Source organism: Pseudomonas sp. RW3S2 (assembly GCF_014268955.1).
Taxonomy (GTDB): Bacteria; Pseudomonadota; Gammaproteobacteria; order Pseudomonadales; family Pseudomonadaceae; genus Aquipseudomonas; species Aquipseudomonas wayambapalatensis.
Window position 1 is genome coordinate 186032 of record NZ_JABWRM010000007.1, and the last position, 18593, is coordinate 204624.

Below are 18593 nucleotides of genomic sequence, written 5' to 3' on the forward strand. Positions count from 1 at the left end.
GCAGGGACGCACGTGGTAGCTATTTCTCAAGTCCCGGACAAACGCAGGTTTACCCCCATGGCCTGGGCGAAGGTTTTCACCAGTGGGCTGCGTGGGGTGTTGTGGCGCAGGATCAGGCAGAACGGTGTGTGAAAACGCACCACCTCGGCATGGATCACACGCAGGCGGCCCTGGCTGACCAGCGATTGTGCATAGTGGCACGGCAGAAAACCGATGAAGTTGCCGGTGAGCAGCAGCATCGCCACCGCCTCGACCTGGGTGGCCGACGTCTGGTTGTTCTCCTGCTCGAAGAACTGCCATTTGGCCGTGTGCATGGCATAGCGGTGGTGGACGAAGTTGTGTTCGCGCAGGCTGTCGAGGGGGATGTCGGCATCGCTTCGGGCGAACAATGGATGGCCTTCGCCGCAATACAGCGCCGAGGCTTCCTGGTACATCTCGAAATAGTCGAACTCTTCCCGGCGCTGGTACAGCGGGACAATGCCGGCAATGAACCGACCCTCGATGACGCCGCGCTCCACCTCGTCCAGTTGCGCCACGTTCAGGCGTACACGCACCTTCGGATGATCGCTGGAAATTTGCCGGATCGCGGCGATCAGGGGCGAGCTTCGGTCGGACAGGGTGTTGTCGATGGCGCCCACGCCCAGTTCGCCGATCAGCTCGTTCTGGGCACTGCTGATGCGGTCGCGAAAGTTGTCGACCGAGTTGAACAGCTCGATCGAGGCCTGGTACACCACCTGCCCCTCTTCGGTCAGGCTGAAGCCTTCCCGCCCGCGGCTGCACAAACGCATGCCGATACGGATTTCCAGATCGGAAATCTGCTTGCTGATGGCTGCCAGGCCCACGTTCAATTCGTTCTGCGCGGCGCTGAAGCCTCCTGCCTCGACCACTGCCTTGAACACCTTGAGCAATTTGAAGTCCTGGCCACTCAAGGCCAGTGGCGCACGAATCCGGGTTTTTTCCGGCAGGTTTCCCGCAGTGGAAAGTGAGGTTTCCATTGTAAGTATTTACCTCGCGCTCGGCTTTCAACAGGCTGGATAGCACAACAAGAAATCAGCCCATCTCGCCATCATGACCCTATGCAACGGCATATTGCAAGACTCTCCAAACTTTCTATTTCAGTCGCAAGCGATTGATTTAATTCATTTTTATACCCTGCCCCAGCCTATGTGAAACCTGCCTTCGCAGGCGTCATGACGGCCCGAACCTGCTGACACAAGATTTTCCTTCGAGGAACGACAACAATGACTCAGCCCACCGACCGCCTCTGGGGCGCCCGCTTCGCCTCAGGCCCGGCAGCCGCCCTCGCCGCCCTGTCGCGCTCGCCACAACGCTACTTCCAGATGGCGCCCTACGACCTCGCAGGCTCCCGTGCCCATGCCCGTGAGCTGCAGCGCGCAGGCCTGCTGGACAGCGACGAGACCGCGCGCATGCTGGCCGCCATCGACACCCTCGATGCCGACTTTCGTGCCGGCCGCGTGCAGCCGATCGAGGACGACGAGGACGTGCATACGTTCCTCGAGCGCGTGCTGACCGAGCGTCTCGGCGCGCTGGGCGGCAAACTGCGCGCCGGGCGCTCGCGCAATGATCAGGCGGCCAACGACCTGCGTCTGTTCCTGCGCGATCACGCACGCAAGCTCGCCGAACAGGTGCTGGCCCTGCAGGACGCCCTGGTGAGCCAGGCCGAACAGCACGTCGACACACTGTGCCCAGGCTTCACCCACCTGCAACAGGCGCAACCGATCAGCTTCGCCCATCAGTTGCTGGCCCATGCGCAAGCGATGCTGCGCGACGTGCAACGCCTGGTCGACTGGGATACGCGCACGGCCCTGTCCCCCCTGGGCGCTGCGGCGATGGCCGGTTCGGCCATCGCCCGCCAACCACAACAGTCAGCGCTGGAAATGGGCTACAGCGGCCCGTGCGAGAACTCCATCGACGCCGTGGCCAGCCGCGACCATGTCGCCGAGTTCCTGTTCATCGCCAGCATGCTCGGCATCAACCTGTCGCGCCTGTCCGAGGAATTCTGCCTGTGGTCGTCGCGCCAGTTCCGCTGGGTCGAGCTGGACGATGCCTATGCCACCGGCAGTTCGATCATGCCGCAGAAGAAGAACCCGGACATCGCCGAGCTCACCCGTGGCAAGGCCGGGCGCCTGATCGGCAACCTGACCGGCCTGCTGTCCACCCTCAAGGCCCTGCCGCTGTCGTACAACCGCGACCTGGCCGAGGACAAGAGCGAGGTGATGGACACGCTCGACACGCTAGGCCTGGTGCTCCCCGCCATGGCCGGCATGGTGCGGACCATGCAGGTGCGCGTGGACGAACTGCGCCGCCAGGCGCCGCTGGGCTTCACCCTGGCCACCGAGGTCGCCGACTGGCTGGCCATGCGCGGCGTACCGTTCAAGGAGGCCCACGAGATCACCGGAGCCTTGGTGCGCGCCTGTGAGGCGCAGGACATCGAGCTGTGGCAGGCGAGCCCTGCGATGCTCGCCGACATCGACCCGCGCCTGACACCCGAGGTGCGCGAGAGCCTCACCCTGGAAGCGGCCATCGCCATGCGCAGCGGCCACGGCGGTACTGCGCCACAACGCGTGCGCGAGCAGATCGTGCGCCTGAAAGTCGCCCTTGAAGCACAACAGGCCTGGGCTGCCCATTACCAAGGGCCGCGCACCTGAAGACCTGTGGGCAGCGGTTTCGCAAGGACCCGCTGCCCGCCACCGATCGACACGCCCAGGCGCCCTGCGCCGACTGCGGAGCCACACCATGAGTCAGATACACGCCAAACGCCTCGCCGATGAGCGCAGGCAACAGGAAAACGAGTTCGACATCAGCCGCTACGAACATGTCCCGCGCCGTTACTACGGGCGCATGTTCTTCGCCACGCTGATCGTCGTGCTGTTGCTGGGGCTGGCCAATGCCTTTGCCAACGGCAAGATCGAATGGGCCTTCGTCGGCCAGTTCCTGACCTCCGAGGCGATCCTCTGGGGCCTGGGCAACACCATCGTCATGTCGGTGATCGCCATGGCCTTGGGCATCGTCTTCGGCGTCATCACCGCAGTGATGCGCATGTCGCAGAACCCGATTCTGCAGTACGTGGCGCTGGCCTACACCTGGCTGTTCCGGGGTACGCCGCTGATCCTGCAACTGCTGCTGTGGTTCAACCTGGCGCTGATCTTCCCCACCATCGGCATTCCTGGCCTGTTCCAGTTCGACACCGTGACGCTGATGACCCCCTTCGTCGCCGCGCTGCTGGGCCTGAGCATCAACCAGGGCGCCTACACCGCCGAGGTGGTGCGTGCCGGCTTGCTGTCGGTGGACACGGGCCAGTACGAAGCGGCCAAGTCGATCGGCATGCCGCGCCTGCAGGCGCTGCGCCGGATCATCCTGCCCCAGGCCATGCGCATCATCATCCCGCCGGTGGGCAACGAGTTCATCGGCATGGTCAAGATGACCAGCCTGGCCAGCGTCATCCAGTATTCGGAGCTGCTGCACAACGCGCAGAACATCTACTACGCCAACGCGCGGGTGATGGAGCTGCTGATCGTTGCCGGCATCTGGTACCTGGCAGTGGTGACCCTGCTGTCGTTCGGCCAGAGCCGACTGGAACGTCACTTCGCCAAGGGCGCCGGCAAGCGCTCCTGATCGGTCCTAGAGAGAACATGCCCATGAGAAGCATCGTCAAGGCCGTTGGCCTGCAGAAATACTACGGCGACTACCACGCGCTGAACGACATCAACCTGGAGATCGAGCAAGGCGAAGTGCTCTGCGTGATCGGCCCCTCGGGCTCCGGCAAGAGCACCTTCCTGCGCTGCATCAACCAGCTGGAAAAGGTCGATGGCGGCGGTCTGTGGGTCGACGGCGAGCTGGTCGGCTACCGCATGGCCGGCCACAAGCTGCACGAACTGACCGAATCGCAGATCGCCCGCCAGCGCCTGGCCACCGGCATGGTGTTCCAGCGTTTCAACCTGTTCCCCCACCTGACCGTGCTGCAGAACATCATCGAAGGGCCCTGCCAGGTGCTGCGCCGCTCGCCCAAGGAAGCCACCGAGGATGCCCTCGAACTGCTGGCCCGGGTCGGCCTGAGCGACAAGCGCGACCACTACCCCATCCAGCTTTCCGGTGGTCAGCAGCAGCGTGTCGCCATCGCCCGCGCCTTGGCCATGCGCCCGAAACTGATGCTGTTCGACGAACCCACCTCCGCGCTGGACCCCGAGCTGGTCGGCGAGGTGCTGTCGGTCATGCGTGACCTGGCCAAGTCCGGCATGACCATGGTCGTGGTCACCCACGAGCTGGGCTTTGCCCGCGAGGTGTCCAACCGAGTGGTGTTCATGGACGCCGGACAGATCGTAGAAGCAGGAAGCCCCGAAGAGGTGCTCCTGGCCCCCCAGAACCCGCGGACCCAGAACTTCATTTCCGCGGTTCGTACCTGACTGCCGCCCACAACCATAAAGAGAACCCTAGGCATGAAAAAAACCCTTCTTGCGTGCAGCGTACTGACCGCCCTGGCCTTCAACGCCCAGGCCGCCGTGGAACTTCCGGCCTCGATCAAGGCCAAGGGCGAAATCGTCGCTGCGATCGTCCCCAACTACCCACCGATGGACTTCAAGGACCCGGCCACCAACCAGCTGACCGGCGTCGATGTCGACCTGGGCAACGCCCTGGCCGAACGCCTGGGGGTGAAGATCAAGTGGCAGGAGACCGCCTTCGAGCAGATGATCAGCGCCCTGGTCACCAAGCGCGTCGACATCATCCTTTCGGGCATGACCGACACCAAGGAACGCCAGCAGGTGGTGACCTTCGTCGACTACTTCACCAGCGGCCCGCAGTTCTACACCCTGCAAAGCCGCGGCGAGATCAACGAGATGACCGACCTGTGCGGCAAGAAAGTCGGCACCAGCCGCCGCACTACCTGGCCCAACGATGTCGCCACCTGGAGCAAGGCCAACTGCGAAGCCAATGGCAAGCCGGCAGTGATCGTGCTCGGTTCCGAAGGCAGTGCCGATGCGCGCGCGCAACTGCGCCAAGGGCGCCTTGATGCCGCCGTGCAAGGCAGCGAAACGCTGCCTTATATCCAGGACCTGGAGAAAGGCACCTTCAAGATTCTGGGTACCCCGCTGACCACCCAGCTCACCGGGCTGGGCGTGGCCAAGGATAACGCTGCGCTGTCGGCTGCGATCCGCAGCGAACTGCAGGCGATGGTCGACGATGGCAGCTACCGCAAGATCCTGGAGAAATGGGGCGCAGCCGATGGCGAGCTGAACCCGATCACCATCAACGGCGGGAAGTGATTCGACAGGTTGAAATTGCGGCGTACTTTTCGCGGGTGAACCCGCGAAAAGGCCCATACCGACATTTCCCAATGCCCGAGAATGGACTGTGGCCACCTACTCCCCCGTCATCCGCCGCCTGATGCTGAGCTCGCTGACCCTGGTGATCAGCCGCTCGCTCACCAGCCCCCTGTTGGCGTTGTTCCTCACCACACAACTGGGCATGGCCCAGCATGACGTGGGGCTGCTGATCAGTGTCGCCGCACTGTCGGGCACCGTGTTCGGCCTCTACGGCGGCTACGTGATCGACCGCTTCGACAAGCGTCGCCTGCTGGGCCTGGCAATGCTTTCGACCGCGATCGGCTTCCTGCTGCTGACCTTCGCCCAGGACGCCTGGCAGGCCGCGCTGACCCTGGTGCTGACCGAGTCGGCCTCGGCACTGTTCGTCATTGGTTCCAAGGCCATGCTTGGCGAATACCTGGCGATCGAGCAGCGCGCCAAGGCCTTCTCCTTGCGCTACACCCTCACCAACATCGGCTACGCCACCGGCCCCATGCTCGGCGTGGTGCTGGTCGGGCTGCACCCGCTGGCGCCCTTCTGGACCGCCAGCACGGTGGCCCTGCTGAGCCTGTGGGTGATGAGCGCGGTGCCCGCCAGCACGGCGAACACCACCCTTACCGCGCAGCCGCCAACGCGCTTCATGGCCGTACTGGCGGCGGTGCGCAGCGACCGCATCCTGCTGCTGTTCACCGCGGGCAGCTTGCTCAACGCCCTGGTGCACGGACGCTTCACCATCTACCTGTCGCAGTACCTGCTGGTGAAGTACCCACCGGCGCAGGCCATGACCACCCTCTCGGCGCTGCTGGCCTGCAACGCCCTGGTGGTGATCGTGCTGCAATTTCAGTTCGGCCGGCTGCTCAGCCGCGACAACCTGGGGCGCTGGATGAGCATCGGTGCGGTGCTGTTCATCGGCGGGCTGGCGGGGTTCCTGTATGCCGACAATCTGATCAGTTGGTGTCTGGCAATGTTCGTCTTCACCCTCGGCGAAATGATCCTGTTGCCCAGCGAGTTCCTGTTCATCGACAGCATTGCCCCTGAACACCTCAAGGGCAGCTACTACGGATTCCAGAACCTGGCGGCAGTCGGCGGCGCACTGAGCCCGGTACTGTGCGGCTACCTGCTGGGGACAGGCATGCCCGGCAGCATGTTCATCGCGCTGATGGTCACCGCCGCGTGCGGCGGCGGATTGTGTGCTGCAGCATGCCTGTGGGCGCAGCGTCGGCGTGAGGGACCGCCGATGCTCTGACTCAACGCGCCCGGCGCAGGGCCTGGTCCAGATCGCGTTGCAACGAACGCACGTCCTCCAGCCCCACGTGCAGGCGCACCAGGGGCCCGACCAGGGTTGGCGCACACTGGCGCTCGCGGGTCCCGGCCAAGGTCACCAGGCTTTCGTAGCCGCCCCAGGATGCACCGATCCCGAACAGGCGCAGGCCATTGACAAAGGACTCGGCGCTCGCCAGCGATGGGTTCGCCAGGGTGAAACTGAGCAAGCCATTGCTACCGCTGAAATCGCGCTGCCACAAGGCGTGCCCAGGGTGCTCCGGCAAGGCTGGATGGAACACCTGTTCCACCTCCTCGCGCTGCTGCAACCAGCGCGCGATGTCCAACCCCTGACGCTCGTGCACAGCCATGCGGCTGGCCAGGCTACGCGCACCACGCAACACTAGCCAGGCATCGTCGGGGCTTACGGTGCAGCCGCAGTTGTCGCTCATGCGCGAGAGCGCGGCAAAGGCTTCGCGGGTAGTACAGACACTGCCCATCATCACGTCGCTGTGTCCGCCCAGGTACTTGGTCAGGGCCATGACCGAAATGTCAGCGCCCAAGGTCAGCGGCCGGTGCAGGTAGCCCGAGCCCCAGGTGTTATCGACGGCCAACAGCACGCCGCGGGCCTTGCACAGGGCAGCCATGGCCGGCAGGTCGTTGAGCTCGTAGAGCAACGAGCTGGGGCTTTCGCTGTAGACCATGCGTGTTTCGGCGCGCAGCACCTGCTCCAGGTCACGGCCGTCGGCGGCGAAGTACTGCACCTGCACGCCGAAGGGTTCGAGCAGCTCACGCGCCAGGCGCCGCACCGGATCGTAGACACCATCGCTGATCAGCAGATGATCTCCCGGACGCAAGTAGGCCAGGAACGTCTGGGCGATTGCCTGCAGGCCGGTGGCGTACAGGCGGGTGCGATACCCCCCTTCCAGCTCGCTGACCAGGTCTTCCAGGGCAAAGGCCGTGGGGTTGCCACGGGCTCCGTAGCTGAGCACACGCTCCTGGTCGCGGCGGCTGCGGGCCTGGCGCATGTCGGCGACGCTGTCGAACAGCACCGTGCTCAGGCGGCTCACAGGCGGATTGACCCCATGCGCACCTGTACCCGGCTCGCCCCGACCACCGTGCACCAGGCGCGTGGCCACCGGGTCGACAGGGGTCAACGGACTGAAGCTTGCGGTTTCGGCCTCGTTCATCTGGGCGATCAGGCCGGTTTCCCAGGCCAGGTACTGTCGAGCCGCGTCCTTGTTGCCGCTGTGCCGGTCATGGACGAAGAACAGGAAGTCGATACAGGCTGCATCCGGCAACGACAGGTCATTCTCCACCTGCGGCCAGTCGTTCAGCGATGCACGGGGGAACAGGCGTGCGGCCTGTTGCTGAGCAGGTGTCAGCTCGGCGAGCGCCAACTGCGCCACGCGCGGATCGTCGGCGATGAACACCAGGCGCTGCCCAGCCCCGCCCACCTGCTGCGCCAGCTGCGGACGGATCGACCACCGGGCGCCTTGCAGGTGGCGCTTGCGGTAGGCGGTGCTGGAGCGCAGGTCGATCAGCAACGCGTCTGCAAGCTCATCGACGCGGGCTTCGGCGAGGGTCACCGGCAATGGTGCAGCCACGTCCAGAGCCAGGCCGCTGTCCAGGCCCCCTTCGAGCACATGGGCCTCGTGGCCCATCTGGCGCAGCCAACTGGCGACCACTGGCGCGCGCACGCCATCCGTGTCGAACAGCACCACACGGGCCTTGCGCACACCGATATACAGGTCGGTGCCCTGGATCAGCTGGCCACCAGGGCAATGCTGTGCGCCCGGCAGGCTGCCGGCGGCGAACTCTTCGGGGGTGCGCACGTCGCAGAGAAACAGGCTGCGCCCGGCGTCGGCGGCCCACTGTCGGACCTGCTCTGCATCCACCCAGGCGACCCCCGCCTGCTGGGCCAGTTGCCGCGCCCGCGCACGTTGCCTGGTCAGCGCGGCGCCGCTGTGCTCGGAGTACCCACGCTGGCTACCGTGATCCAGCGGCAGGTCCACCAGGTACCAGCCTTGGGTGCCGTTCTCCAAGGCATAGACCGGGTTGTCTATGCCCAGGTTGATCAGCGTCTGCGCACCGATGATGCTGCGGGTGCGGCCGGCGCAGTTGATCACCACCGGGGTGTGCGGGTCGCTCACCAGGTCTTCCAGGCGATAGCCCAGCTCGCCATTCGGGCAGCAGGTGGCGCCGGGGATGCTCATCTTGGCGAACTCCTCCAGCGGGCGACCATCGAGCAGCACCAACGGCTTGCCCTGGCGCTGCCACTCAGCCAGCTCCTGGGCGCTGATGCGCGGGGTGTGGCAGGCATGCTCGACCAGCTCGCCGAAGGCCTTCGAAGGCAGGTGCACACCGGCGAACAGCTCGAAACCGGCGCGCTGCCAGCCCAGGCTGCCGCCCTCCAGGCAATGCACGGCGGTATAGCCCAACGCTTGCAGACGCTCGGCTCCGCGTTGGGCCAACGCACCGCTGGTCTCATCGTAGACCACCACACGCACCGCAGGATTGGGCGCCAGGCGCGGCGCTTCGAGCTCAAGGCGGCTGTAGGGCAGATTGACGGCGTAGAACAGGTGGGCCTCGCCGTATTGACCGTGCTCGCGCAGGTCGAACAGGGCAATTTCCTGGCCGTCGAACAGCCAGGTGTGCAGAAGCTCGGGGGTGATGCTGGGGATCATGGGACGCAGTCCGTGGTCGTTGGTGGGGGGCAGCGCTGGGAGATCGTGTCGTTCCTTTCGCGGGCAAGCCCGCTCCTACAGGTGCCTTAGATGTAGGAGCGGGCTTGCCCGCGAAAAGCGCGACACCGATCTCAAAGCCCGTAAGCCTCGATCGAAGGCGCCATCTGTGATTTGTTGTAGTTCACCACGCTACCGTCATCCTTGACGCCGTAGCGGTGCTCCAGAGACTCCAGCGGGCGGCCATAGAGGTGGAAGTGCAGCGTCGGGCTGTCGCCCTCGACGCGGATGCCATGCAGGTCCTCGCCCAGGAAGGCCACCGAGGTTCCCGGCTGCACCACGATCTCGCGCTCCAGCGCCAGGGTGGCACGGGCCGGATCGCTGCCGTCGTCCTCGCGGCGGTACACGCGGTTGAGCTCCTGGCCCTCGACGGCGACGATGATCGCCCAGGTCTCGTGGTTGTGCGGCAGGGTCGCCTTGCCTGGCAACAGCGAATTGACGTACAGGGTCGGCGACTCGCCGTCGTCATTCAGGCGATAGCGAAACTGGGTTTCGCCGGTGGCGGCATCCGGGGCCGGAAAACGCTCGAAGTTGAACAATTCGCGGCGCTCGGCCAGGCGCTCGAGCAGCTTGACGATCTGCTGCAGGGCTGCACGGTCGACGCCGCGCGCATGGATGGCACGCACTTGCGCAAGGAACGGCTGGATCACGGAATCACGGGACATGGTCGGTCTCTCTTGGCTGGAGGCTGAAATCACACGCTGAGGCTGTAGCGCCCCAGGTTGGTCAATACATCGGGCGCCGGGCGGCTCGGGCGCTGGCTGCCCTCGCCCAGCGCGTGCTGGAGGAAGGCCTGGGTGCGCGCATGGGTCGGGGCACGGAACACCTGCTCGGCGCTGCCGTGCTCGACGATGCGGCCATGCTCGGTGAAGTACACCTGGTCGCTGATCTCTTCGGCAAAGCGCATCTCATGGGTGACCAGCACGCAGGTCATGCCCTCCTCGGTCAACTCGCGGATCACCGCCAGCACCTCGCCGACCATCTCTGGGTCGAGCGCCGAGGTCACTTCATCGAACAGGATCAGCTTGGGCCGCATGGCCAGGGCGCGGGCAATCGCCACGCGCTGCTGCTGGCCACCGGAGAGCTCACCCGGGAACGCCGTGGCCTTGTGCCCCAGGCGAACCTTGTCGAGCAGCGCCAGGGCCTCGTCGCGCACAGCCTGGCGCGGGCGGCCGAGCACCTTGGTCGGGGCGATCAGCAGGTTGTCGAGCACACTCAGGTGGGGAAACAGGTTGTACTGCTGAAAGACGAAACCGACCTGCTTGCGCAGGGCGATCAGCCCGGCTTCGCCCTGCAACTGCTCCACCGCGGTATCCCCTATGCGGATGTTGCCGTGCTGCGGGCGCAACAGCCCGGTCATGCAGCGCAGGATGGTCGATTTGCCTGAGCCGGACGGGCCGATGATCGACACCGCCTGCCCGGCCTGCACGTCCAGGTCGATACCGCGCAGCACCGGATTGTCGCCAAAGGCCAGGTGCACATCGCGAAGCTGGATCAAAGGTTCAGAAGGCATAGCGACGCTCCAGGCGTTGGGTCAGGCGGGCAATCGGGTAGCAGTAGAAGAAGAACAGCGCCAGCACACTGAAATACACCAGCACCGTGAAACCGCTGCGGTTGACGGTGTTGGCAGCGATCTGCGCACTGTCGATCAGGTCGTGCACGCCCACCAGCGAAGCAAGCGCGGTGCCCATGGTCACCACCGCGTACAGGTTCATCCACGGCGGCAACATGCGCCGCAGGCACTGCGGCAGAATGATCGAGGTGAAAATCTGGCCACGGCTGAAGGCCAACGAGCGCGCGGCCTCCCACTGAGTGGCCGGAATCGAGGCGACCGCGCCCCGGAAGATCTCGGCTACGTTGGCGCTGGCTGGCAGCGCAAGGCCCACGGTGACCTTGAGCCAGTCGGGAAAGGCCACCCAGGTACCGGCGATCTGCACATCGAACGGGAATACATAGGAGGTAAAGTAGATCAGCACCAACCAGGGTGCATTGCGAAACACCTGCACCCACAACCGCGCCACGCCGCGCAGGGGGCGCAGCGGCGACAGCAGCAGGATCCCCACCAGCAGCCCCAGCAGCGTGCCCAGGCCAATGGCGCCGACGCTGATCTGGATATTCTGCAGCAGGCCTGCCCCCAGGGTGGGCGACCACTGCCAGAGCGTGGCGAAATGCTCAATGGCCATAACCCGGCATCCTCAAGCGCGCTTCCAGGGCGCGACCGATACAGTTGACTGCAAAGCTGAGCAGTCCGAAAAAGGCCAGGATCAGCAGCATCAACTCGATGACGTTGTCGCCCTGGGTCCAGATCATGATCGACGCATAGGTAATGTCGTTGACGGCGATGGCCGAGGCCACCGCGGTCATCTTCACCAGGTCGATCAGGTTGTTGACCAGCGCCGGCAAGGCGAAACGCACGGCCAGCGGCAGTTGCACCTGCAGCAGTTGCTGGCGACGGCTGAAGGCCAGCGAGCTGGCCGCTTCGAGCGTCACCGCCGGCACGGCTTCGATCCCGGCGCGCAGGGCTTCGGCGTGAAAGGCGCCCTTGTGCAGGGAGATCACCAGCACCACCCAGGCGAACGGGGTCATGGGGTTGGCACTGCCCAGGCTCTGGTTGATCAGCATGTTCAGCACCAGGAAAGCGCAATACAGCTGCACCAGGGTCGGCGTGTTACGCGTCACCTCGATGAAGGCCCGCGCCGGCCAGGCCAGCCAGCGCTGCCCGGACGTGACCGCAGCAGCCAACAACACCCCCACCAGCAGGCTGCCGACGATGCTGAACAGGCACAGACCGAGGGTGGTCAACGCACCGTCGAGCAGCTTGCCGCTGGCATAGGCGTCGAGCAGGAACGCGTAGTTCAGGCCGAGATGGGCAAGCTGCCCCACCAGCCAGTGCAGGCTGTCGCTCATCAGGCGCCTTCGCCCTGCAGCTTGGCACGCAACTCCACCAGCGCCGGCGAGGCCGGGGTGATGTGGTTGGCCTGCTCACGCTCGATCAGCCAGCCACTGCGGTGCCACTGCTTGACGAAGGGGTCCAGGCGCTGCTGGGTATCGGTTTCGCCCAGGCGGGTCCAGATCACCGAGGGCGCGGGGTTCAGTTCCGGGGCCAGGGCACGATAGCCGCTCCACTCTCCCCCCTTGGCCAACAGCGGATTGATCAGCGTGGCGTCATGCACCGCGGCCACGCAGTTGTTGCCGCGCAGGGCCAGCAGGGATTCGGCGGAGGTCTTGAAGGCCTTAAGGTCGGCGCCCAGGTCGATCAGCGCCTGGGTGTAGCTGCTGCCCTGGGAGGTGCACACCGGCTGGCCCTTGAGGTCGGCCCAGGTCTTGACCGGGCTGTCCTCTGCCAACGCGGCGGTGCCGCCGACCCGGTAGAACGGCGTGGGCACGTGGCCCAGCAGCTTGTCGCGCTCAGGTGTCCATTCCATGTTGGCGATCAGCAGATCGACCTTGCCCTGTTGCAGGAACTGCACGCGGTTGGCCGGCTGTACGGCGACCAGATCGACCTCGACGCCCAACTGGCGTGCCAGGTCGCGAGCCAGGTCGACGCTGAAACCGATTGGCTCGCGGGTATTCGGGTCGATGGCACCGAAGGGGCCACCGGAAAGCACCACACCCACCGCCAGCTTGTGGCGCTGCTGGATCTTGTCCAGGGTGGCATCGGCCTGGGCAAGGCCGCTGGCGGCCAGGCCGGTGGTGGCGAGCAACGCGGCAAACAGGCCGCGACGGGCAACGGTGGACAGCGACATGGTGGGCTCCTGATCCCGGCAGCCGGAACACCCGGCCAATGAGGGCGCATCCTAGAAACTTGGCAGGATCAGGGGAAATGCAAATATTGCCTATCGTTATAACTTTGATCGCGTGACCAGCAGCTTTATTTGGCATAAGCAGCGAAAACAAAGGGGATTGCACCCAGACATTGCAAATCCAGGCCAACAAAACATAATGTTTCTTTATCGTTTATTGATCGACAGTAATGTAAAAACAGGCGATCCGCCCCCATTCCAACCGCAGGCCCGCCCATGACCACACCCGCCCTGGACCTCGATTTGCTGCGCACCTTCGTCGCCATCGTCGATCACACAAGCTTCGCCGAAGCGGGTCGTCACCTGGCCCGCACCCAGGCCTCGGTCACTCAACACATGCAACGCCTGGAACAGCAGGTGGGCGTGGCGCTGCTGCGCAAGCAGGGCCGGCACAAAGCCCTCACCGACGCCGGCCGGCAGCTGCTGCGCCATGCCCGGCAGATGCTCGCACTCAACGACGAAGCCCTCGCCGGCCTGCGCCAGGACGGCCTGAGCGGCGTGCTGCGGATCGGTTCGCCGCACGACATCGCCGACACCATCCTGCCACCGCTGCTCGGCCATATCGCCCGTTCGGCGCCGAACCTGCGCCTGGAGATAGACGTCGGCCGTAGCCCGTTCCTGATGGACGACCTGCAGCGTGGGAAGGTCGACATGGTCATTTCCACCGTCAACGCCCCCGGCGTCGAGGGTTTCGCCTTGCGTACATCGCCGGTGTGGTGGATCTGTGCAGCGCAGTACCAGCACATCCCCGGCGAACCGCTGCCGCTAGTGCTGGTGGACGAACCGAGCCTGTATCGCCGACTGGCCCTGGACGCCCTGGAACAGGCCGGCATCCCGTGGCGCCAGGCCTACCTGGCGTCCAACCTGATCGGCATCAAGGCTGCGGTGCGCGCAGGCTTGGGCATCACCGCGCGCAGCCAGGAAATGGTCGGCCCGGACATGCGTGTGCTCGGCCAGAGTGATGGCCTGCCGCCGCTGCCTGACGTCACCTATCACCTGTGGGTGCGGGCCAACACGGTCAACCCCCTGGTACGCCAGGCCTATGCCATGGTACGCGCCAGCGTGGGGCTGTGAGCCAATCGCCACGGCCGACCGCGATGCGCTAGAGTGGCGACCTCTCACCCGGTAAGGATGCCCCCATGCAATTCGCCCCCGCCATTCCCGTGCTGCGCATCTTCTCGGTCGACAAGGCCAAGGAGTTCTACCTCGATTTCCTGGGCTTCAGCCTCGACTGGGAACACCGCTTCGCCCCCGACCTGCCGCTGTACGCGCAAATACACCGCGACGGGCTGATCCTGCACCTGTCCGAGCACTATGGCGACGCCACGCCGGGCTCTACCGTGTTTGCCCGGGTCGAGGATCTGAAGGCGCTCGAAAGCGAACTGCAGGCCAAGCAGTACGGTTATTCACGCCCCGAAGCCGAGCGGGTGGACTGGGGGCTGCAAATGCAGATCCGTGATCCGTTCGGCAATTTGCTGCGGTTTTGTCAGCAGATTGGGGATGAATAACATTGCTGAAATCTCCCACACACTGTTTAGACACCCCTGAATAGGCTCAGCAGCGAAAGTTCTGCATTGTGCGCGCATCTGAAACAGATTCGGCACCAATAAGGGACTTCGCTTGCAGGCTACAAGTACATATCACGTCGTCGGTCATCACGAGCGGACCATCAAGAGCCTGATCATCAACAGCCGAGCGGCATGATGAACGATCTGATCAGCATCGCCTTCTTGTCACTGATTGCGTTCCTCACAGACCAAACCCTTCGTCGCCCAAACAGGCGCAAGTGGACGGGGATCGCTCTAATGTCATGCACCATTACAAGCCTCTTCTTCCTCGGACATGGAACATTGCTGGGCATCCCAGGATTTCTATGGCCTATATTTCTGGCCGCCACAGGAATCCACTTGCTTACCAATCAGACGAAACATTATCCCGATGCCGATCAGGAAGAAGGCTCTTAGCACAGCGGCACAGAGCGAGTACTGCGGATAGGCCACACGGCTACGCAAAATACTTCGCGTCCGACCAGAGCCCCCACCAGCACTGCACTGCAGATCATCCGATAGCCAGTCAACCAATTCATGACTGACCGTTCCCCATCCTCTGCGGATGTATTATCGTGGCGAGGTGCGCATTTAAAAGCAGCCCGAGCGATCGGGCCTCTGCAAGACAATAGAGGGTGTCATGAGCAACGAGATCAACTGGGACAAGCTGGGCTTCGACTACATCAAGACCGACAAGCGCTACCTGTCCGTGTGGCGCAACGGCGAGTGGGACAAAGGCACCCTGACCGACGACAACGTGCTGCACATCAGCGAAGGCTCGACTGCCCTGCACTACGGCCAGCAATGCTTCGAGGGCCTGAAGGCCTACCGCTGCAAGGATGGCTCGATCAACCTGTTCCGCCCGGACCAGAACGCCGCCCGCATGCAGCGCAGCTGTGCCCGCCTGCTGATGCCGCACGTGCCGACCGATGTGTTCATCGAGGCGTGCAAGCAGGTGGTCAAGGCCAACGAGAAGTTCGTTCCGCCGCACGGCAAGGGTGCCCTGTACCTGCGTCCGTTCGTGATCGGCACCGGTGACAACATTGGCGTGCGTACCGCGCCGGAGTTCATCTTCTCGGTATTCGCCATCCCGGTGGGCTCGTACTTCAAAGGCGGCATGAAGCCGCACAACTTCCAGATCTCCAGCTTCGACCGGGCCGCCCCACAGGGCACCGGCGCAGCCAAGGTCGGGGGCAACTACGCCGCCAGCCTGCAACCGGGTTCCGAAGCGAAGAAAGCCAACTTCGCCGACGCCATCTACCTGGATCCGCTGACCCACACCAAGATCGAGGAGGTCGGTTCGGCCAACTTCTTCGGCATTACCGCCAACAACGAGTTCGTCACGCCAAAATCGGCCTCGGTACTGCCAGGTATCACTCGCCTGTCGCTGATGGAACTGGCGCAATCGCGCCTGGGCCTGACCGTGATCGAAGGCGATGTCGAAATCAGCAAGCTCGATCGCTTCATCGAAGCGGGCGCTTGCGGTACGGCCGCAGTGATCACCCCGATCGGTGGTATCGAGTACAACGGCAAACTGCACGTGTTCCACGACCTGGAAAAGGTCGGCCCGGTCACCCAGAAGCTCTACAACGAGCTGACCGGCATCCAGAGCGGTGACGTCGAAGCCCCGGCGGGCTGGATCATCAAGGTCGCCTGAGGCGTCGCCTTGCAATGAAAACGGGGCGTGTCAGCGATGGCACGCCCCGTTTTCATTGCTGTCAGGGCCGGTCTCTGTGCGGGAAAAGCCGATACTGGCACCATGCCCCCGATAGATGAATTTTTCTTAAATCGCCGTTTGTCTATTCTTTGGCACAATCAGTCATCCAATCGCCGCCCAGGTACTAGCATGCCCCGCGTACTGACCATCGAAGACGACGCCGTCACCGCCCAGGAAATCGTCGCCGAACTTTCCAGCCACGGGCTGGAAGTCGACTGGGCAGACAATGGCCGCGAAGGCCTGGCCAAGGCTATTGCCGGCGGCTATGACCTGATCACCGTGGACCGGATGCTCCCGGAAGTCGACGGCCTGACCATCGTCACCACCCTGCGCAGCCTGAAGATCGCCACGCCAATCCTGATGATCAGCGCCCTGTCCGATGTCGACGAACGCGTGCGCGGCCTGCGTGCCGGCGGCGACGACTACCTGACCAAACCTTTCGCCTCTGACGAAATGGCGGCCCGTGTCGAAGTGCTGCTGCGGCGCAACAGCGTGCCCATGACCCAGACACGCCTGCAGGTCGCCGACCTGGAGCTGGACCTGATCAGCCATGAAGCCCGACGCGGCGAGAGCAGCCTGAACCTGCTGCCAACCGAATACAAACTGCTCGAATTCCTGATGCGCCACTCCGGGCAGGTCATCACTCGCATGATGATCTTCGAGGAAGTCTGGGGCTATCACTTCGATCCAGGCACCAACCTGATCGACGTCCACATCGGTCGTCTGCGCAAGAAGATCGATCCACCCGGCCAGACACCGCTGATCCGAACCGTACGGGGCTCCGGTTATGCCATTGCTGAACCCGTCTAAAGGCTGGAGCTCCTCGACCAGCCGCCTGCTGGCGCTGTACAGCTTCCTGTTCGTGGCCTGGAGCAGCATCCTCATGGGGGTGCTGTACTTCGAGGTCACCAGCTATCTGAACAAGCTGACCCGCCACTCCATGCTGCAACGCCAGCACCTCTTCGCGCACATGACCGGCAAGCAGCTGGACGATGCACTGATCGCCAGCCAGGCCTTCGAAGAACGCAGCTTCGACGCCTACGGCCTGTTCGACCCGCAACTCAACCCCATCGGCGGTCGTATCCGCTCGATCCCGGCGGAGTTGGGCCTGGATGGCAAGGTTCACGAACTCAAGCGTTGCCTGGATGCCGACGATCCGCACTTGCCGCGCGACAGCTGCGATGCCGTGGCGATCCATATCCCCGATGGCCGCTGGCTGGTGCTGGTGCGCGACAACGGCTCGTTGTTCGTGGTGACTCGGATCATTCTGCACGCGCTGCTCTGGGGGATTTCACTGACGCTGATTCCCGGTTTCGCCGGCTGGTACCTGCTACGCAGGCGCCCGCTCAAGCGTATCCGCGCGGTACAGGCCAGCGCCGAGCTGATCGTCGCCGGCGATCTCACCCACCGTTTGCCGCTGTCGGCACGACGAGACGAGCTGGACATGCTGGCCGCGATCGTCAACGCCATGCTCGACCGCATCGAACGGCTGATGCACGAGGTCAAGGGTGTCTGCGACAACATTGCCCACGACCTGCGCACGCCGCTGACCCGCCTGCGGGCCCAGCTCTACCGCATTCGCCAGCAGAGTGGAGCGAACTCGCCGGAAGCCGAAGCGCTGGATCAGGCCATCAGCGAGACCGACACCCTGATGGCACGCTTCCGCGGCCTGCTGCGCATCAGCGAGCTGGAAGACCGCCAGCGCCGCGCAGGGTTCGTCGAGCTTGATCCGCACAATTTGCTGGTGGAGCTGCACGACTTCTACCTGCCGCTTGCAGAGGATGGCAGCATTCGACTGCAATTGGAGCAGCCTGCGCAACTGCCCGCGCTGCACGGCGACCGGGAGCTGCTGTTCGAGGCCTTGGCCAACCTGGTCGGCAATGCCATCAAGTTCACCCCAGAGGGTGGGCAGGTACGGATCCAGGCACGGCAGGACGACGATGGCGTGCATATCGCCATCGAGGACAGCGGGCCAGGGATTCCGGAACAGGAGCGGGCGGCGGTGCTCAAGCGCTTCTATCGCAGCGAGGAAGGCCATCGTCACCCAGGGTTCGGGCTGGGGTTGTCGATCGTCGCAGCGATCGTCGACCTGCACGGGTTCAGACTGGAAGTGGGCAGTAGCGAGCTAGGCGGGGCGAAGTTGGTACTGCACTGCTCGACTGCCTGAAAAGCATCGCGGGACAAGTCGGAGCGGCGGTTCG

General features: G+C 64.2%; 18 protein-coding genes. 11 read left to right on the forward strand and 7 right to left on the reverse strand.

Features of this window, described 5'->3' with window-relative positions:
* Positions 1–26 precede the first annotated feature (26 nt).
* A complete protein-coding gene (locus tag HU748_RS12490; RefSeq protein ID WP_186664042.1) occupies positions 27–995 on the reverse strand; it encodes a LysR family transcriptional regulator in 969 nt (322 codons plus the stop codon).
* 246 nt (positions 996–1241) lie between these two features.
* Between HU748_RS12490 and argH the strand changes: the two genes are divergently transcribed.
* The 5 genes from argH (at position 1242) to HU748_RS12515 (ending at position 6567) form a co-directional block, all read left to right on the forward strand.
* Positions 1242–2669 (forward strand): argininosuccinate lyase, encoded by a 1428-nt coding sequence (gene argH, locus HU748_RS12495; protein WP_186720567.1) that lies wholly within the window; start codon positions 1242–1244, stop codon positions 2667–2669.
* 88 nt (positions 2670–2757) lie between these two features.
* Positions 2758–3636: an amino acid ABC transporter permease gene (locus HU748_RS12500; protein ID WP_054891502.1), complete on the forward strand. Its 879-nt coding sequence runs from the start codon at positions 2758–2760 to the stop codon at positions 3634–3636.
* A 23-nt stretch (positions 3637–3659) separates the two neighbouring features.
* Complete coding sequence (locus HU748_RS12505) at positions 3660–4424, forward strand: amino acid ABC transporter ATP-binding protein (protein WP_186665400.1); 765 nt, start codon at positions 3660–3662, stop codon at positions 4422–4424.
* A 33-nt stretch (positions 4425–4457) separates the two neighbouring features.
* Positions 4458–5282 (forward strand): ABC transporter substrate-binding protein, encoded by an 825-nt coding sequence (locus HU748_RS12510; protein WP_186664038.1) that lies wholly within the window; start codon positions 4458–4460, stop codon positions 5280–5282.
* An 88-nt stretch (positions 5283–5370) separates the two neighbouring features.
* Positions 5371–6567: an MFS transporter gene (locus tag HU748_RS12515; RefSeq protein ID WP_186720569.1), complete on the forward strand. Its 1197-nt coding sequence runs from the start codon at positions 5371–5373 to the stop codon at positions 6565–6567.
* 1 nt (position 6568) lies between these two features.
* Here HU748_RS12515 and metC read toward each other — a convergent pair whose 3' ends face one another.
* The 6 genes from metC to HU748_RS12545 form a co-directional block, all read right to left on the reverse strand.
* A complete protein-coding gene (gene metC, locus HU748_RS12520) occupies positions 6569–9268 on the reverse strand; it encodes a cystathionine beta-lyase (RefSeq protein ID WP_186720571.1) in 2700 nt (899 codons plus the stop codon).
* A gap of 131 nt (positions 9269–9399) precedes the next feature.
* Positions 9400–9990, reverse strand: a complete 591-nt coding sequence (locus HU748_RS12525) for a cysteine dioxygenase family protein (RefSeq protein ID WP_186720573.1) — start codon at positions 9988–9990, stop codon at positions 9400–9402.
* Between the two features lie 29 nt (positions 9991–10019).
* Positions 10020–10838: an amino acid ABC transporter ATP-binding protein gene (locus HU748_RS12530; protein WP_186720575.1), complete on the reverse strand. Its 819-nt coding sequence runs from the start codon at positions 10836–10838 to the stop codon at positions 10020–10022.
* Entirely contained in the window at positions 10828–11508 is a 681-nt protein-coding gene (locus HU748_RS12535; protein ID WP_186664028.1) for an ABC transporter permease subunit, read from the reverse strand. The genes HU748_RS12530 and HU748_RS12535 overlap by 11 nt, the downstream gene beginning before the upstream one ends.
* Positions 11498–12232: an amino acid ABC transporter permease gene (locus HU748_RS12540; RefSeq protein ID WP_186707805.1), complete on the reverse strand. Its 735-nt coding sequence runs from the start codon at positions 12230–12232 to the stop codon at positions 11498–11500. Before HU748_RS12540 ends, HU748_RS12535 begins: the two co-directional genes overlap by 11 nt.
* Entirely contained in the window at positions 12232–13071 is an 840-nt protein-coding gene (locus HU748_RS12545; protein ID WP_186720577.1) for a transporter substrate-binding domain-containing protein, read from the reverse strand. The genes HU748_RS12540 and HU748_RS12545 overlap by 1 nt, the downstream gene beginning before the upstream one ends.
* Before the next feature lie 273 nt (positions 13072–13344).
* Here HU748_RS12545 and HU748_RS12550 point away from each other — a divergent pair, with 273 nt between their 5' ends.
* From HU748_RS12550 to HU748_RS12575, 6 genes are all read left to right on the forward strand, one after another.
* Entirely contained in the window at positions 13345–14202 is an 858-nt protein-coding gene (locus HU748_RS12550; protein WP_186664022.1) for a LysR substrate-binding domain-containing protein, read from the forward strand.
* Between the two features lie 65 nt (positions 14203–14267).
* The gene (locus HU748_RS12555) at positions 14268–14636 is read left to right on the forward strand and encodes a glyoxalase superfamily protein (RefSeq protein ID WP_186720579.1); all 369 of its coding nucleotides are present in this window, start codon (positions 14268–14270) and stop codon (positions 14634–14636) included.
* 195 nt (positions 14637–14831) lie between these two features.
* Positions 14832–15092: a hypothetical protein gene (locus tag HU748_RS12560; RefSeq protein WP_186720581.1), complete on the forward strand. Its 261-nt coding sequence runs from the start codon at positions 14832–14834 to the stop codon at positions 15090–15092.
* Positions 15093–15315: 223 nt separating this feature from the next.
* A complete protein-coding gene (locus HU748_RS12565) occupies positions 15316–16332 on the forward strand; it encodes a branched-chain amino acid aminotransferase (protein ID WP_054891515.1) in 1017 nt (338 codons plus the stop codon).
* A 189-nt stretch (positions 16333–16521) separates the two neighbouring features.
* A complete protein-coding gene (locus HU748_RS12570) occupies positions 16522–17202 on the forward strand; it encodes a response regulator transcription factor (RefSeq protein ID WP_186664016.1) in 681 nt (226 codons plus the stop codon).
* Positions 17180–18559, forward strand: coding sequence for a HAMP domain-containing sensor histidine kinase (locus HU748_RS12575; protein ID WP_186720583.1), 1380 nt, complete (start codon positions 17180–17182; stop codon positions 18557–18559). The genes HU748_RS12570 and HU748_RS12575 overlap by 23 nt, the downstream gene beginning before the upstream one ends.
* Positions 18560–18593: the final 34 nt, after the last annotated feature.

Bases quoted from the DNA above. Each gene is read 5' to 3' on its own strand.
- HU748_RS12490 (WP_186664042.1), bottom strand. From the start codon at position 995: ATGGAAACCTCACTTTCCACTGCGGGAAACCTGCCGGAAAAAACCCGG.
- argH (WP_186720567.1), top strand. From the start codon at position 1,242: ATGACTCAGCCCACCGACCGCCTCTGGGGCGCCCGCTTCGCCTCAGGC.
- HU748_RS12500 (WP_054891502.1), top strand. From the start codon at position 2,758: ATGAGTCAGATACACGCCAAACGCCTCGCCGATGAGCGCAGGCAACAG.
- HU748_RS12505 (WP_186665400.1), top strand. From the start codon at position 3,660: ATGAGAAGCATCGTCAAGGCCGTTGGCCTGCAGAAATACTACGGCGAC.
- HU748_RS12510 (WP_186664038.1), top strand. From the start codon at position 4,458: ATGAAAAAAACCCTTCTTGCGTGCAGCGTACTGACCGCCCTGGCCTTC.
- metC (WP_186720571.1), bottom strand. From the start codon at position 9,268: ATGATCCCCAGCATCACCCCCGAGCTTCTGCACACCTGGCTGTTCGAC.
- HU748_RS12525 (WP_186720573.1), bottom strand. From the start codon at position 9,990: ATGTCCCGTGATTCCGTGATCCAGCCGTTCCTTGCGCAAGTGCGTGCC.
- HU748_RS12530 (WP_186720575.1), bottom strand. From the start codon at position 10,838: ATGCCTTCTGAACCTTTGATCCAGCTTCGCGATGTGCACCTGGCCTTT.
- HU748_RS12535 (WP_186664028.1), bottom strand. From the start codon at position 11,508: ATGGCCATTGAGCATTTCGCCACGCTCTGGCAGTGGTCGCCCACCCTG.
- HU748_RS12540 (WP_186707805.1), bottom strand. From the start codon at position 12,232: ATGAGCGACAGCCTGCACTGGCTGGTGGGGCAGCTTGCCCATCTCGGC.
- HU748_RS12545 (WP_186720577.1), bottom strand. From the start codon at position 13,071: ATGTCGCTGTCCACCGTTGCCCGTCGCGGCCTGTTTGCCGCGTTGCTC.
- HU748_RS12550 (WP_186664022.1), top strand. From the start codon at position 13,345: ATGACCACACCCGCCCTGGACCTCGATTTGCTGCGCACCTTCGTCGCC.
- HU748_RS12555 (WP_186720579.1), top strand. From the start codon at position 14,268: ATGCAATTCGCCCCCGCCATTCCCGTGCTGCGCATCTTCTCGGTCGAC.
- HU748_RS12560 (WP_186720581.1), top strand. From the start codon at position 14,832: ATGAACGATCTGATCAGCATCGCCTTCTTGTCACTGATTGCGTTCCTC.
- HU748_RS12565 (WP_054891515.1), top strand. From the start codon at position 15,316: ATGAGCAACGAGATCAACTGGGACAAGCTGGGCTTCGACTACATCAAG.
- HU748_RS12570 (WP_186664016.1), top strand. From the start codon at position 16,522: ATGCCCCGCGTACTGACCATCGAAGACGACGCCGTCACCGCCCAGGAA.
- HU748_RS12575 (WP_186720583.1), top strand. From the start codon at position 17,180: ATGCCATTGCTGAACCCGTCTAAAGGCTGGAGCTCCTCGACCAGCCGC.